General features: G+C 74.3%; 11 protein-coding genes and 1 pseudogene. 5 read left to right on the forward strand and 7 right to left on the reverse strand.

Features of this window, described 5'->3' with window-relative positions; genetic code table 11:
• Nucleotides 1–89 precede the first annotated feature (89 nt).
• Together ACFSJS_RS27035 and ACFSJS_RS27040 are read right to left on the reverse strand one after the other, a co-directional pair.
• Nucleotides 90–608 carry a hypothetical protein gene (locus ACFSJS_RS27035; RefSeq protein WP_380904976.1) on the reverse strand — a complete coding sequence of 173 codons (519 nt, stop codon included), beginning with the start codon at nt 606–608 and terminating at the stop codon, nt 90–92.
• 78 nt (nt 609–686) lie between these two features.
• A complete protein-coding gene (locus ACFSJS_RS27040; protein WP_380904978.1) occupies nt 687–1,754 on the reverse strand; it encodes a questin oxidase family protein in 1,068 nt (355 codons plus the stop codon).
• 152 nt (nt 1,755–1,906) lie between these two features.
• Here ACFSJS_RS27040 and ACFSJS_RS27045 point away from each other — a divergent pair.
• Nucleotides 1,907–2,721: pseudogene (locus ACFSJS_RS27045) on the forward strand (IS5 family transposase).
• Between the two features lie 86 nt (nt 2,722–2,807).
• Here the strand turns inward: ACFSJS_RS27045 and fahA are convergent.
• Nucleotides 2,808–4,034, reverse strand: coding sequence for a fumarylacetoacetase (fahA, locus tag ACFSJS_RS27050; protein ID WP_380904980.1), 1,227 nt, complete (start codon nt 4,032–4,034; stop codon nt 2,808–2,810).
• 255 nt (nt 4,035–4,289) lie between these two features.
• Here fahA and ACFSJS_RS27055 point away from each other — a divergent pair, with 255 nt between their 5' ends.
• The 4 genes from ACFSJS_RS27055 (at nt 4,290) to ACFSJS_RS27070 (ending at nt 8,840) form a co-directional block, all read left to right on the forward strand.
• On the forward strand, nt 4,290–5,300 hold the full coding sequence (locus tag ACFSJS_RS27055) for a polyprenyl synthetase family protein (protein ID WP_380904982.1): 1,011 nt from the start codon (nt 4,290–4,292) through the stop codon (nt 5,298–5,300).
• 315 nt (nt 5,301–5,615) lie between these two features.
• Entirely contained in the window at nt 5,616–6,851 is a 1,236-nt protein-coding gene (locus ACFSJS_RS27060) for a LolA family protein (protein ID WP_380904984.1), read from the forward strand.
• Between the two features lie 98 nt (nt 6,852–6,949).
• Nucleotides 6,950–7,909: an ABC transporter ATP-binding protein gene (locus ACFSJS_RS27065; protein ID WP_380904986.1), complete on the forward strand. Its 960-nt coding sequence runs from the start codon at nt 6,950–6,952 to the stop codon at nt 7,907–7,909.
• Nucleotides 7,896–8,840, forward strand: a complete 945-nt coding sequence (locus tag ACFSJS_RS27070) for an ABC transporter permease (protein WP_380904988.1) — start codon at nt 7,896–7,898, stop codon at nt 8,838–8,840. Before ACFSJS_RS27065 ends, ACFSJS_RS27070 begins: the two co-directional genes overlap by 14 nt.
• Before the next feature lie 85 nt (nt 8,841–8,925).
• Here ACFSJS_RS27070 and ACFSJS_RS27075 read toward each other — a convergent pair whose 3' ends face one another.
• The 4 genes from ACFSJS_RS27075 to ACFSJS_RS27090 form a co-directional block, all read right to left on the reverse strand.
• Entirely contained in the window at nt 8,926–10,269 is a 1,344-nt protein-coding gene (locus ACFSJS_RS27075) for a M20/M25/M40 family metallo-hydrolase (protein ID WP_380904990.1), read from the reverse strand.
• A gap of 253 nt (nt 10,270–10,522) precedes the next feature.
• Nucleotides 10,523–11,539, reverse strand: coding sequence for an EamA family transporter RarD (rarD, locus tag ACFSJS_RS27080; RefSeq protein WP_380904992.1), 1,017 nt, complete (start codon nt 11,537–11,539; stop codon nt 10,523–10,525).
• Between the two features lie 222 nt (nt 11,540–11,761).
• Nucleotides 11,762–12,853 carry a 2-oxoacid:ferredoxin oxidoreductase subunit beta gene (locus ACFSJS_RS27085; RefSeq protein ID WP_380904994.1) on the reverse strand — a complete coding sequence of 364 codons (1,092 nt, stop codon included), beginning with the start codon at nt 12,851–12,853 and terminating at the stop codon, nt 11,762–11,764.
• Nucleotides 12,846–14,756 carry a 2-oxoacid:acceptor oxidoreductase subunit alpha gene (locus ACFSJS_RS27090; RefSeq protein WP_380904996.1) on the reverse strand — a complete coding sequence of 637 codons (1,911 nt, stop codon included), beginning with the start codon at nt 14,754–14,756 and terminating at the stop codon, nt 12,846–12,848. Before ACFSJS_RS27090 ends, ACFSJS_RS27085 begins: the two co-directional genes overlap by 8 nt.
• Nucleotides 14,757–14,937 lie beyond the last annotated feature (181 nt).

The raw sequence follows: 14,937 nt of genomic DNA on the forward strand, positions 1-14,937 counted from the left end.
GGCCGCCCGGCACGGACGGTGCCCGGGCGGCCGTCCGCCGTCGTGCGCCGGTGCCGCGCCGGCGCGGCACCGGCGGGCCCGGGCCCGCGTCACTCCGTGGGGAGCTCCAGGTCGAGGTCGGTGGGCAGATCGCCGATCTCGGTGGGCAGGTCGCCGATCTCGGTGGGCAGTCCGGTGGGGACCTCGACCCTGGTGAAGGTGTCGGTGGTGCCCGAGCCCCAGTCGACCGTCAGGTTCTTGCCGTCGACGCTCTCGACGGTGCCCTTGGTGCGGTCGGTGCTGCCGTCGCCGCAGGTGAGGCTGAAGGTGACCGGGTCGGCGCCGGTGTCGACCGGGCCCGTGCAGGCCGTGGCGCCGAGCAGGGCGGCCTGGCCGCCGCTGATGCTCAGCACCAGGGCGTCCTCCCCGTTCCCGGAACTCCAGGTGCCGTCCACGCCGCCGTCCTCCGCGGCCGCGCCGTCGCCGGCGGACTCGGACGGTCCGGTGGTCTTCCCGGCGGTCTCCCCGGGCTCGGCCCCGCCCGACCCGCCGTCGCTGCCGCAGCCGCTCACCAGCAGGGCGGCCGCCAGGACGGCGGCCGCTCCCGCGCAACGAACCGAAGTGCGCACGTGCTCCCCCTCCGCATGTGGTGCAAGGACACGCCAAGCTAGCAGGCGGACCGGGCCGGGGCGGCGGACCGGCGGAATTCACCGGAGCGGCGGGATCAGCTCGACGGAACGCAGGGCGGCGTCCAGCGCCCGTCCGTCGTCGCCCCAGGACGCCACGTCGAGCGCGGTGTCGGCGAACTTGATGGCGTGCTCGTCCCCGTGCGCGGCGGCCCGCTCGAAGACCTCCTCGGCGTCCGCCTCGCGGCGCCTCGCGGGCGGCAGCGGATCTCGGGGGGTGTACGCGGCGGTGACGGCGGCGGCCGCGGACCAGGCCGCGGCCAGGCTGGGCTCCCACAGCTCGCGGGGGAGGGCGGGCAGTGTGCGCAGTACGGCGTTGGGGGCGGTCGCCGCGTGCACCAGCATGACGGGTTCGCCGTGGGCGTGGGAGCCGTAGCGGTGGGTGGCGGCCCGTACGACCTCCGCCAGCGCCCCGCGCACGTCCTCCGGGCCGGTGAGCGCCGCGGCGTCCGGCCAGTCCGGGAGCGAGGTGAGCTGGGCGAGACGGGTCCGGATGCCGCCGCTCTGGTCGGGCACCGGCGCGACCGCGTCCAGCGCCTCGCCGGCCGGGCCGGGCGCGGTGGACCTGGCCAGCCGCGGCAGGGGCTGGTGGCGGGCGGCCCAGTAGCCCAGGGCGTGGGCCAGTTCGGCGAGGCGGGGCGAGCCGCCGCCCGGCGCGGCGCCGCCGCGCCCGGCACCGTCCTCGTCGGCCAGCAGCGTCCGTACGGCATGCCCCACGCGGATCACCGGATGGGTGGCCCCGCCGGCGATCCCCGGCAGCAGCCGCGGCCACCACCGGGCCAGGACCGTGCGCCAGGGGTGTTCGGCCAGTTCGCGCCGGAAGTGGAGCGTCCAGTCCGCGAGGCGGCGGGGGTCGCCCAGCGCCTCGCGCCAGTTCTCCGCGGTGACGGGCGCGTACGGGGAGGGCATGTCGTCCAGCCTGGCCCGGTAGTGGTCCAGCCAGTGGTGCACGCGGTGGGAGCGGCCGTGGCGGACCAGGGCCTCGACGGCCATCGGGCCGTGGTTGGACAGCCAGCCGTCGAACTCGGGACCCGCGGTGTGCAGCCGCTCCAGCGCTTCGTCGAGAGTTCCGCTCGTATCGGTGGTCATGCCCGTGACACTAGGCGCGCCGGAGCGGCGGGGTAACGGGCCGCGGTCGTATCTCCGGCCGGTCCCGGCCCCGGGCCCGGGACCTAGGGCGCTTCTTTCGGATCATCGGATCGTTGGTCTGGTGTGTCGTTGACTGACGCCAGTGGGCGAGGATCGAGCCGTTGCTGCCGGACCGGACTCCGAAGCGGGGAGGGCGGTGGCGTGATCACCGGCAGGTGATCGACGCGATCGCGTTCAAGTACCGCACCGGCACGCCGTGGATGGACCTGCCCGAGCACTTCGGGTCGTGGAAGGGCGTCCACAACCGGCTGCGGAAGTGGGCCGCCGACGGCACCCGGGAGAAGGTCTTCACCGCCCTGCTCGCCCAGGCCGATGCCGAAGGCGACCTCGACTGGGTCGTCGCCGTCGACTCCACGATCGTCCGTGCCCACCAGCACGCGGCCGGGGCCCGCAAAAGGGGGCCCCGGCCGGAGAGCCGGGCGACCACGCCATCGGCCGGTCCCGCGGCGGACCGAACACGAAGATCCACCTCGCCGCCGACGACTGCTGTCGACCCCTGGTCCTCCACCTCACCACCGGCCAGGCCGGTGACGCACCTGCCGTCACCGAGGTGACGGCCCGCCTGCGCGTGCTCCGCTGCCGTGGACGGCCCCGCACCGGGCCGGAAGCGGCCCTGGCCGACAAGGCGTACTCCTCCCGCGCGACCCGCGAACACCTGCGCAGACGCGGCATCCGCGCGGTGGTCCCCGTCGCGGCGGACCAGCGGAGCAACCGGCTACGCCGCGGCAGCCGGGGCGGCGGGCCACCGTCCTTCGACCGCGAGGCGTACAAGCAGCGCAACACCGCCGAGCGGTGCATCAACCGCCTCAAGCAGTGGCGCGGCACCGCCACCCGCTACGAGAAGACCACGACCATCTACCTGGTAGGACGCCGCACCGCAAGCACCTTCCTCCGATCCACCTGGTGATCCGAACGAAACCGCCCAGGGCTGCGGCCCCGGGGCCCGGGCCCCGGGCCCCAGGGCCGCGGGTCCGGGGCCCGGGCCGGCGGTGCTCAGAGCGCCGGGTGGATGCGTCCGGAGACCTCGCCGAGACCGATGCGGGAACCGTTCGGGCCCGGCGCCCAGGCGGTGAGGACGACCTCGTCGCCGTCCTCCAGGAAGGTCCGCGTGCCGTCGGGCAGCTCCAGCGGGTCGCGGCCGGACCAGGTCAGCTCCAGCAGGCAGCCGCGCTGGTGGACCTCCGGGCCGCTGACCGTGCCCGAGGCGAACAGGTCGCCGGTGCGCAGCGAGGCCCCGTTGACCGTCATGTGAGCGAGCTGCTGGGCCGCCGTCCAGTACATCGCGGAGAACGGCGGCTCGGCGACGGTGTGGCCGTTGAGGGAGACGGAGATCCGCAGGTCCAGCCCGCCGGGCTCCCCGGCGGCGGAGTCCTCCAGGTAGGGCAGGAGCGGGTGGGTGCGCTCCGGCGGAGCGGTGCGGGCGGCGTCGAGGGCGTCGAGCGGGGTGATCCAGGCCGAGACGGAGGTCGCGAAGGACTTCCCCAGGAACGGGCCGAGCGGTACGTACTCCCACGCCTGGATGTCGCGCGCCGACCAGTCGTTGACCAGGCAGACGCCGAAGACGTGCTCCCGGAAGGCGGACTGGGGCACCGGTTCGCCCGGCCGCGAGGGTGTTCCCACCACGAAGCCGACCTCGGCCTCGATGTCCAGGCGGCGGGACGGGCCGAAGGAGGGGGCCGCCTCGTCGGGCGCCTTGCGCTGCCCCTGCGGCCGGACGACGGGGGTGCCGGAGACCACGACCGTGCCGGCGCGGCCGTGGTAGCCGATCGGCAGGTGCTTCCAGTTGGGGGTGAGGGGCTCGCCGCCGGGCCGGAAGATCCGCCCGACGTTGGAGGCGTGGTGCTCGCTGGCGTAGAAGTCGACGTAGTCGGCCACCTCGAAGGGCAGGTGGAGGGTGACGTCCTCGGCCCGGACCAGGTGGTGCGCGATGGTGCCCGCGTGTTCGGGGGAGGTCAGCCAGGAGCGCAGCTCGGCGCGGACCGCCTGCCAGACCGGGCGGCCCGCCGCCATCAGCGCGTTGAGGTTCGGCCGCTGCAGCAGATCGGTGTGGGGCGAGCCGTGGGCGGCCGCCGCCGAGCCCGCGTCCAGGACGTAGGGGCCGTAGCGGACGCCGATCCGGGGCAGGTCCTGGCCGTCCTCGGTGGTGAAGACGCCGTAGGGAAGGTTGTCCGGGCCGAAGAGGTCGTCCTCGGACAGTTCGAGCGGGGGCGCGTCGGACATGGGTGGGTGCCTCGCCTTCGAGGTCGTCGCCGGTCAGGGCCGCGAACAGGCTACGGGGTGGTGATCCCGGGCAGAAGCGGCCCGGGTCGGGGCCGTTCCGCCCACGGGCACGCGGCGGCGGTGATCGACACCGGACCGGCTACGCTGCCAGGGATGATGATGGTGATAGCGGTCCGGCGGTGCGACGACACACCGCGGGGACCGCGACAGGCCGCGTGATCGTTCGCTGATCGTACGCAGACAGGAGTACCCCTCGTGACCGTCGTCGGGCCCTTCGGGCTGAGCGTGCGGGACCAGGCACTGGAAGCCGATGTAAAGGCGGGGTTGGCGGCTGTCGAGGAAGGTCTCGTCGAGGCCACCAAGAGCGGCGTCCCCTTCATAACGGAAGCCGCGCAGCACCTGGTGCGGGCCGGCGGCAAGCGCTTCCGTCCGCTGCTGGTGATGCTGGCGTCGCAGTTCGGCGACCCCTACGCCCCGGGGGTGGTCCCCTCGGCGGTGGTCGTGGAGCTGACGCACCTGGCGACGCTCTACCACGACGACGTGATGGACGAGGCGGAGGTGCGGCGCGGGGTGCCCAGCGCGAACGTCCGCTGGGGCAACTCGGTGGCCGTCCTCACCGGGGACTTCCTCTTCGCCCAGGCCTCGCACATCCTGGCCGACCTGGGCCCGGAGGCCGTCCGCATCCAGGCCGAGGCCTTCGAGCGGCTGGTGACCGGCCAGATCCTGGAGACGGCCGGGCCGCAGGAGGGCGACGACCCGGTCACCCACTACCTCGACGTCATCGCGGGCAAGACCGGTTCGCTGATCGCGGTGGCCGGACGGCTGGGGGCGACGATGGCGGGTGCCGACGAGGGGGTCGTCGACGTCCTGACCCAGTACGGGGAGCGGATCGGCACCGCCTTCCAGCTGGCGGACGACGTCCTCGACATCGCCAGCGACTCGCACGAGTCGGGGAAGACGCCGGGCACGGACCTGCGGGAGGGCATCGCGACGCTGCCGGTCCTCCACCTGCGGGCCCGCGCGGCCCGGGACGGGGCGCCGGAGGACCTGGCCCTGTGCGCCCTGCTGGACGGCGACCTGACCGACGACGCCCGCCACGCCGAGGCGCTGGCCGGTCTCCGCGCCCACCCGGCCCTGGAGGAGGCCCGCCGGGACACCGTCCGCTACGCCGACGAGGCCCGCAGGCTCCTGGCCCCCCTGCCGGACTGCGCCGCCAAGGAGGCGCTCTCCTCCCTGTGCGACTCGGTGGTCCACCGGGCGGGCTGACTCCGCCCGGCGCCCCGGGCCGCGGGACCCGCCCCGGCCCTCCCGCCGGGGGCGCACCGTCCGTGACGCCCGTCCGGCACCCCTGCTTCCGGCAGGTCCGGCCCCGCCCGGGCGCACTGCCGGAGGGAGGAGGCGGCACACCCTCCCTCATCCCGGGGTAGTAGACCGGCCTGGCCCCGTCGTCTGACGCCCTGTCCGGAGCAATCTGATGGGATGGTTGACGCCACCCCGCACCGGACCGGGTGAGAATGGCGGCGAGGGGTGGACGAGTGCGACACGCGGACGAACCGCCGCCGATCACGGAGGTACGCGCACATGGCACAGAACCGACCGATGAAGAAGGCGCTGCGGTACGCCGTGCCGGCCGCCGTGGCCGGGGCGGCGATCGCGACCGTCGGCCTCGTACCGGCCCTGGCGTCCTCGGACGGGGCCCCCGACCTGCCGGGGATCACCGCCGAGCAGCTGGTGGCGAAGATCGCGTCCTCGGAGGCCGAGCAGCTCTCCGGCACGGTGAAGATCACCACCGACCTGGGGCTGCCCGCGCTGCCCGGCACGGGCCGGGGCGGCGGCAGGGAAGGGGCCGGCGAGGGCGCCGACCCGCAGGCCAAGCTCATGGAGCTGGCCTCCGGCACCCACACCCTGCGCGTCGCCGTGGACGGACCGGACCGGCAGCGGGTCTCCGTCGTCGAGGAGGCCGCCGAGTACACCCTCGTCCGCAACGGGAAGGACGTGTGGGCCTACGACAGCGCCGCCAACGCCGCCCACCACACCGTCCTGCCGGAGGGAGCCGGGGACGCCGCGCCGGAGGAGGCCTCCCGGGGGCTGGAGAAGGCCACCCCGCAGAAGGCCGCCCAGGAGGTCCTCGCGGCGGTCGACGGCACCACCTCGGTCACCGTCGACGGCACGGCGAAGGTCGCCGGGCAGGACGCCTACCAGCTGCTGGTCCGGCCCAAGCAGCCGGAGAGCACGGTCGGGTCGGTGCGGATCGCGGTGGACGCGGACAGCGGTGTGCCGCTGAAGTTCACCCTGACCCCCCGGGACGGCGGCAAGGCCGCGATCGACGTGGGCTTCACCGAGGTGGACTTCGCCAAGCCGCCCGCGGACACCTTCGAGTTCACCCCGCCCCAGGGGGCCGAGGTCACCGAGGAGCGCCCGGAGAAGCCCGGTGACGGCCCCCGCGAGGAGCCGCGCGGCGGGCACGAGGGCCACGGCCTGCCGTCGGGCCTGGAGGTCGTCGGGAGCGGCTGGGGCTCGGTCGCCGAGCTCCGGATGCCCGGCGGCCGGGCGGACGCCCCCGGCGGCACGGACGGGGCGAAGGGCCCGGACGGCGCACGGGCGGCCGAGGCGCAGCGGTTCCTCGACGGCCTCACCGACGAGGTCGGCGGGGACTTCGGCACCGGCCGGGTCTTCAGCACCCGCCTCGTCAACGCGCTGATCACCGACGACGGCACCGTGTACGTGGGTGCCGTCACCAAGGAGGGCCTGGTCAAGGCGGCGGAGGCCGCCGAGAAGGCCGACCGGGACGGCACCCGGCCCGGCTCGGCCGGGTAGCGGTCCCGCCGGCCGGTCCCCGCGCCCCCTCCCGGAGGGGGCGCGGGGACCGGGGCGGGGCCGCCGCGCCGGACCGTCCGCACGACCTCGGGAGCACCATGCAGCCACCGGCCGTCCCGGCCGCGGTCGTCCAGACCCGCGGGCTCACCAAGCGGTACCGCGGCGGGCAGCTCGCCGTGGACGGGCTCGACCTGGACGTGCCGCGCGGAAGCGTCTTCGGTTTCCTGGGGCCCAACGGCTCCGGGAAGACCACCACGATCCGGATGCTGCTGGGCCTGATCGAGCCGAGCGGCGGCAGCGTGCGGCTGCTGGGCGAGCCGGTGCCGGGCGCGGTCCGCACCGTGCTGCCGAGGGTGGGGGCGCTGATCGAGGGGCCGGCCCTGTACGGCTTCCTCTCCGGGCGGGACAACCTGCTGCGCTTCGACGCGGCCGACCCCACGGCCGACCCCCGTACGCGCGCCGCGCGGGTGGAGCGGGCGCTGGAGAGGACGGGGCTGACGGCTGCCGCCGGCAGGAAGGCGCGGACGTACTCGCTGGGCATGAAGCAGCGCCTCGGGCTGGCGGCGGCCCTGCTGCGGCCGCGCGACCTGCTGGTCCTGGACGAGCCGACCAACGGGCTGGACCCCCAGGGGATGCGGGAGATCCGCTCCCTGGTCCGGGAGCTCGCCGGTGAGGGCACCACGGTCTTCCTCTCCTCCCACCTGCTGGACGAGGTCGAGCAGGTCTGCACGCACGCGGCGGTGATGTCGCGGGGGCGGCTGCTGGTCCAGGGGCCGGTGGCCGAGCTGGTGGCGGGCGCCCGGGGCCGGCTGGCGGTCACCACCCCGGACACCGCGGACGCGGCCCGCGTCCTGGCGGAGCACGGCGTGACCGGCCTGGCCGTCGCCGGGGAGCGGGTCACCGGCGACCTGCCGGCCGCCGATCCGCCGGACCCGGCCGGCCTCAACGCGGCCCTGGTGCGGTCGGGGATCCGGGTGAGGGCCTTCGGCACCGAACGCGGATCGCTGGAGGACGCCTTCGTGGCGCTGACCGGGGAGGGTTTCGATGTCGCGACCTGAGCCACGGGCCGAACCGGCGGCGCCGGCCGGGCCGGTCCGGGCCGCGGGAGGCCGGGGGCGCGCGGAACCGGGGCCCTTGGCGCGGCGCCCCGGCCCGCTGTGGTCCCTGGGGCTGTTCCGCAGCGAGCTGTCCGTGACCTTCCGCCGCCTGCGGACCCTGGTGCTGCTGGCGGTGCTGGCGGGCATCCCCCCGCTGATCGGCATCGCCGTCCGGGCCGAGACCGGGGACGGCGGCACGGCCGGGGGAGGCGGCGGGGAGGGGCCTGCGTTCATCGGCCAGATCACCCACAACGGCCTCTTCCTGGTCTTCGCCGCGCTCGCCGCCACCCTCCCCTTCTTCCTGCCCATGACGGTCGGCGTCGTGGCGGGGGACTCGATCGCGGGGGAGGCGGGCGCGGGCACCCTGCGCTACCTGCTGGTCGCTCCGGCCGGGCGGTCCCGGCTGCTGCTCGCCAAGTTCACCGCCGTCCTGGCCTTCTGCCTGGCGGCGACCCTGACCGTGGCGCTCTCCGCGCTGGCCACCGGAGCCCTCCTGTTCCCCCTGGGGGAGGTGACCCTGCTGTCGGGGACGGCCGTCCCCCTCCACGAGGGGCTGTCGAGGGCCCTGGCCATAGCGGTCGCCGTCGCGGCCTCCCTGGCCGGGCTGGCGGCGCTGGGGTTGTTCGTCTCCACCCTCACCGACAGCGGTGTCGCCGCCATGGCCGCGACGGTCGGCCTGCTGATCGCCGTGCAGATCGTCGGCGCGATCCCGCAGCTGGACGCCGTGCACCCCTACCTCTTCACCCACCACTGGATGTCCTTCGCCGACCTCCTGCGCGATCCCGTCCACTGGGACGGCCTGCTCGGCAACCTGGCTCTCCAGGGGGTGTACGCGGCCGTCTTCGGCTCGGCCGCCTGGGCCCGCTTCACCGGCCGGGACATGACGGTCTGAGGGCCGCTCCGGGCCGGCCGGGCACTCCCGGCCGGCCCGGAAGCGGGACCGGCGCCCCGGGCCCGCTCCGGACGGGTCCGAAGGCTCAGAAGGTGAGGCTCCAGTCGTCGAGGTGGCCGCTGTCGTAGCGGTGGACGTCCTGGACGCGGAGCCTCCAGGTTCCGCCGGCGGCCTCGGAGGAGGCGTCGACGGTGTAGGTGGCGACCACGTCGTCGCCCGAGTCCGTCCCCGAGCCCTTCAGGCGGTGGGCGCTGCCGTCGGGGGCGACGAGGTCGATGACGAGGTCGCCGCGGTAGGTGTGCCTGATGTCGACGCCGACCCGCAGGGCGCCCGGCGCGTTGCCGGGGACGCCGGTGACCGTGATCGGCGACTCCACGGCCGGGCCCCCGTCGGGGATGGGGACGTCCGCGGTGTTCTCGAAGACGCCGCCCGGCGGCGGGGCGGTGGCGCCCGAGCTCAGCGTCCAGACCGCGTGGGCCGCCGCGTCGCCGTTCCGGTCCAGGGCGGTGTCGTTGACGTTGGAGGTGTTGTCGCAGGAGGAGTGGTAGCAGCGGTCGAACGCGACGCCGGCGGTGCCGCCCCACTTCTGGGCCTGCGCGGTGGTCTTGGTCCGTCCGGCGCCGGTGAACAGTCCGCCGACGGGGATGCCCGCGGCCTTGAAGGGGGCGTGGTCCGAGCGTCCGTCGCCCTCGGTCTCGATCTCGGTGGGCACGCCCCTGGCGGCGAACCAGTCCTTGAAGACCCGCTCGATCCGCGGATCGTCGTCGTAGACGAAGTAGCCCGCGTTGGGCGACGCGATCATATCGAAGTTGAGGTAGCCGTCGATCTTCGACCGCTCCGAGGAGGAGAGGCCGCCGACGTAGTGCCTCGACCCCACCAGGCCCAGTTCCTCGGCTCCCCACCAGGCGAACCGCAGGTGCTTGTCGGGCCGGTACCCGGACCGGGCCACCGCGAGCGCGACCTCCAGGACGCCGGCGGAGCCGGAGGCGTTGTCGTTGATGCCGGCGCCGCTGCCGACCGAGTCCAGGTGGGCTCCGGCCATGACGACCGAGTCGGTGTCGCCGCCGGGCCAGTCGGCGATCAGGTTGTAGCCGGTGGAGCCGTTGGAGGTGAACTGCTGGACGGTGGTGGTGTAGCCGGCCGCGTCCAGCTTGCCCTTGACGTAGTCGACCGACGCCCGGTAGCCGGGGCGGCCGTGGGCGCGGTTGCCGCCGTTGGCCTGGGCTATCGACTGGAACTGGGAGAGGTGGGCCTTGAGGTTCGCCAGCGGGATGTCCGGGGCGGCCGCGGCGGCGGGGGCGGCCGAGGCCGGGGCCGGGGCGGCGCCGGTGAGCAGCCCGGTGGCGAGGAGGCCGGCCAGCCCGGCTCCGAGGGCGGCGCGGCGCCGAGGTGATCTTCGGGGGAGCCGTCGTCCGGCGGGTGTGGACATCGGTGCCTCCAGTGTGGGGGGTTGACGTGAGCATGATGCTGATGTGGCGCCGGGGGACCGTCAAGGGCGGAATCCGGACTTTGGTGTCCGCATATCGGTCATGGAGGCGGTGACGTGGGCCGTCCCCGCCGGTCCGTCCGGAACCGGCCGACAGCACTCCGCCCCCGGCCGTGGGCCGTCCGGGTGGGACGGTCCGCGGCCGGGGGCGGAGAAGAGGCGGCAGGGGGAGCGCCGCGGCGCGGGCGCCGGCGGCTCAGCCCCTCGCGGAGCCCGGGGACGGGGCGGCGGCGGCCGGGCGGACCGCCGCCACCTCCTCGCCGTGCGCGTCCCGCGTCCGCGCGGCCGAGGAGGCCGCGGCGGCGGCCGCCGCGCGCAGCCGCGCCCGCGAGCGCCGCGCGTTGCGCAGCGCGTCCCACGTCAGCACGCACAGCGCGAGCCAGACGAGTGCGAACCCGGCCCAGCGCTCCGGAGGCATCTCCTCGCCGAAGACCAGCAGCCCCAGCAGGAACATCGAGACGGGCGCCAGGTACTGGAGCAGGCCGATCGTCGACAGCGGCAGCCGCACGGCCGCCCCGCCGAAGAAGATCAGCGGCAGTGCGGTGGCCAGTCCGGCGCAGGCGAGCAGCGCGGCGTGCCCGGCGCCCTCGGAGGCGAAGGTGGACTCGCCCCGGGAGCCCAGGAAGAACAGGATGGCGAGCGCGGGCAGGAACTGCACGGCCGTCTCGGCGCCGAAGCCGGCCACGCCGTCCAGCCGGACGCCCTTCTTGAGCAGGCCGTAGAGGGCGAAGGAGACGGCCAGCGCGAGCGAGAGCCAGGGCAGCCGGCCGTAGGCCGCGGTCATCACCGCGACGGCCAGCGTCCCCAGGCCGACGGCCGCCCACTGGGCGGGACGCAGCCGCTCACGCAGCAGCAGCACCCCGAAGGCTATGGAGATCAGCGGGTTGATGAAGTACCCGAGCGACGCCTCGATGACCTTCTCCGCGGAGACGGCCCAGATGAACAGGCCCCAGTTGCCCGATATCAGCGTGGCCGCGAGGGCGATCAGGGCGAGCCGGCGCGGCTCCCGCAGCAGCGGGCGGATCCACGCCCAGCGGCGCAGCAGGGCCAGGATCACCAGGGCGGTGGGCAGCGACCACACCATTCGGTGGGCCAGCACCTCGACGGGGCCGGCGGGGTCCAGGAGGGCCCAGTAGAGGGGCAGCAGCCCCCACATCCCGTAGGCGGCGAAGCCGAACAACAGACCCGTGCGCTGCTCGCCCTGCGTCTCCAACGTTCCTCCTTCGGTGCGGTGGCCGATCGGCACAGGCCGACCAGACGAAGGTAACGTCGCCCACCCCGCTTGTCATTTCCGTTCCCGGGAAACGGTGCTTACGCATGGCGTCACCGGCCGTGCACGCCGCGCGTCCCACCGGGGACCGCCCGGGCGGACACGCCGCGGGGCCGGTTCCGCCGCGGCGGAACCGGCCCCGTCGGGTGCCGGACGGCAGGGCCGTCAGCCCACCACCGTCCAGGTGTCGTTGCCGGCCAGGAGGGCGGAGAGGTCGCCCTTGCCCCGCTGGACCACGGCCTTCTCCAGCTGCTCGGACATCAGCGTGTCGTAGACCGGGCGGCGCACGTCGCGCAGCACGCCGATGGGCGTGTGGTGCAGGGTGTCGGCGTCGGCGAGCCGGGAGAGGGCGAACGCCGTGGTCGGGGAGGCGGCGTGGGCGTCGTGCACCAGCACGCCCTCGGTGCCCTCCACCGTGACGTCGACGACCTTCAGATCGCCGGTGGCCGGGTCGCGGACCACGCCCTTGGAGCCCAGGCCGTCCTCCGCCGGGGCGCCGAAGCGGATCGGCTGCCCGTGCTCCAGCCGGATCACCGCCTCCAGCGCCTGCTCCTTGTCCTTCAGCACCTCGAAGGCGCCGTCGTTGAAGATGTTGCAGTTCTGGTAGATCTCCACCAGCGCCGTGCCCGGGTGGGCGGCGGCGGCACGCAGCACGCTCGTGAGGTGCTTGCGGTCGGAGTCCACGGTGCGGGCCACGAAGGACGCCTCCGCGCCGATCGCCAGCGAGACCGGGTTGAAGGGCGCGTCCAGCGAGCCCATCGGCGTCGACTTGGTGATCTTCCCCAGCTCGGAGGTGGGGGAGTACTGGCCCTTGGTGAGCCCGTAGATCCGGTTGTTGAACAGCAGGATCTTCAGGTTCACGTTCCGGCGCAGGGCGTGGATGAGGTGGTTGCCGCCGATGGACAGCGCGTCGCCGTCACCGGTGACCACCCACACCGACAGGTCGGTCCGGGAGGTGGCCAGACCGGTGGCGATGGCGGGCGCGCGGCCGTGGATGGAGTGCATCCCGTAGGTGTTCATGTAGTACGGGAAGCGCGAGGAGCAGCCGATGCCGGAGACGAAGACGATGTTCTCCCTCGCCACCCCCAGCTCGGGCATGAAGCCCTGGACGGCGGCCAGGACGGCGTAGTCACCGCAGCCCGGGCACCAGCGGACCTCCTGATCGGACTTGAAGTCCTTCATGGTCTGCTTGCCTTCGGCCTTGGGGACCAGGGAGAGCGCCTCGAAGGTGGGCGCCTCCGTCGTGGTCTCAGCCATCGATGGCCTCCTTCAGAACGGTGGCGAGTTGCTCGGCCTTGAACGGCAGTCCCCGGACCTGGGTGTACGACCGGGCGTCGACCAGGTACCTCGCGCGCAGCAGGGTGGCCAGCTGCCCGAGGTTCATCTCGGGGACGACCACCTTGTCGTAGCGCCCCAGCACCTCCCCGAGATTCCCGGGGAAGGGGTTGACGTGCCGCAGGTGGGTCTGGGCGACCTTCTCCCCGGCGGCGCGCAGCCGGCGCACCGCGGCGGTGATCGGCCCGTAGGTGGAGCCCCACCCCAGCACCAGCAGCCTCGCGTCGCCGGTGGGGTCGTCGACGACGGCGTCCGGCACCTCGATGCCGTCCACCTTCGCCTGGCGGGTGCGGACCATGAAGTCGTGGTTGCCCGGGTCGTAGGAGATGTTGCCCGTGCCGTCCTGCTTCTCGATGCCGCCGATGCGGTGCTCCAGGCCCGGCGTGCCCGGCACGGCCCAGGGCCGTGCCAGGGTCTGCGGGTCGCGCTTGTAGGGCCAGAAGACCTCGGTGCCGTCCTCGGTGGTGTGGTTGGGGCCGGAGGCGAACTGCACCCGCAGGTCGGGCAGCTCGTCGGGCTCCGGGATCCGCCACGGCTCCGAGCCGTTGGCCAGGTAGCCGTCGGAGAGCAGGAACACCGGCGTGCGGTAGGTCAGGGCGATCCGGGCGGCGTCGAGCGCGGCGTCGAAGCAGTCGCCCGGGGTGGCCGGGGCGACGATCGGCACCGGCGCCTCGCCGTTGCGCCCGTACATCGCCTGGAGCAGGTCCGCCTGCTCGGTCTTGGTGGGCAGGCCGGTGGAGGGGCCGCCGCGCTGGATGTCCACGATCAGCAGCGGCAGCTCCAGGGAGACCGCCAGGCCGATCGTCTCCGACTTCAGGGCGACGCCCGGTCCGGAGGTGGTGGTCACCGCCAGCGCACCGCCGAAGGCGGCGCCCAGCGCGGCACCGATGCCCGCGATCTCGTCCTCGGCCTGGAAGGTGCGCACGCCGAAGTTCTTGTGGCGGCTCAGCTCGTGCAGGATGTCCGAGGCCGGGGTGATCGGGTACGAGCCCAGGTACAGCGGGAGGTCCGCCTGCCGGGACGCGGCGATCAGCCCGTAGGACAGCGCCAGGTTGCCGGAGATGTTGCGGTAGGTGCCCGCCGGGAAGGCGGTGGACGCCGGGGCGACCTCGTAGGAGACGGCGAAGTCCTCGGTGGTCTCGCCGAAGTTCCAGCCCGCCCGGAAGGCGGTGACGTTCGCCTCGGCCACCTCGGGCCTCTTCGCGAACTTCTTGCGCAGGAAGGACTCGGTGCCCTCGGTGGGCCGGTGGTACATCCAGCTCAGCAGGCCCAGCGCGAACATGTTCTTCGCGCGCTCGGCGTCCCGCCTGGCCAGGCCGGAGTCCTTCAGCGCCTCGATCGTCAGCGTCGTCAGGGGCACCGGGTGGACGCGGTACGCCTCCAGGGAGCCGTCCTCCAGCGGGCTGGCGGCGTAGCCGACCTTGGCCATCGCCCGCTTGGTGAACTCGTCGGTGTTGACGATGATCTCCGCGCCGCGCGGCAGGTCCGGCAGGTTCGCCTTCAGCGCGGCCGGGTTCATCGCCACCAGCACGTCGGGGGCGTCGCCGGGGGTGAGGATGTCGTGGTCGGCGAAGTGGAGCTGGAACGACGACACACCCGGCAGCGTCCCGGCGGGAGCGCGGATCTCGGCGGGGAAGTTGGGCAGCGTGGAGAGGTCGTTGCCGAAGGACGCCGTCTCGGAGGTGAACCGGTCGCCGGTCAGCTGCATGCCGTCGCCGGAGTCGCCGGCGAAGCGGATGATCACGCGCTCCAGACGCCTGACCTCCTTGGCCGGCGAGCCGGGCGCGCGCTGCTGATCGGCTGGGTTGCTGACCTGGCTGGTCACGGGACAGGACCTCCTCGAAGGCGGCGGCTCGCCAGCCATCGTACGTTGGTAAGGGTGACCTTCCTGGAGGACGGCCACATGGTGGACGATTCCATGAGACGACACGGCGGGGGCGGGAGCTATTCCCGGTACCCGCCCGCTGTGGGGCGGTTCACCCCCGCGGCCCGCCGGCCGCGTGCCC

Origin of the sequence: Streptomyces desertarenae, assembly GCF_042681365.1 — a bacterium.
Classification (GTDB): Bacteria; Actinomycetota; Actinomycetes; order Streptomycetales; family Streptomycetaceae; genus Streptomyces; species Streptomyces desertarenae.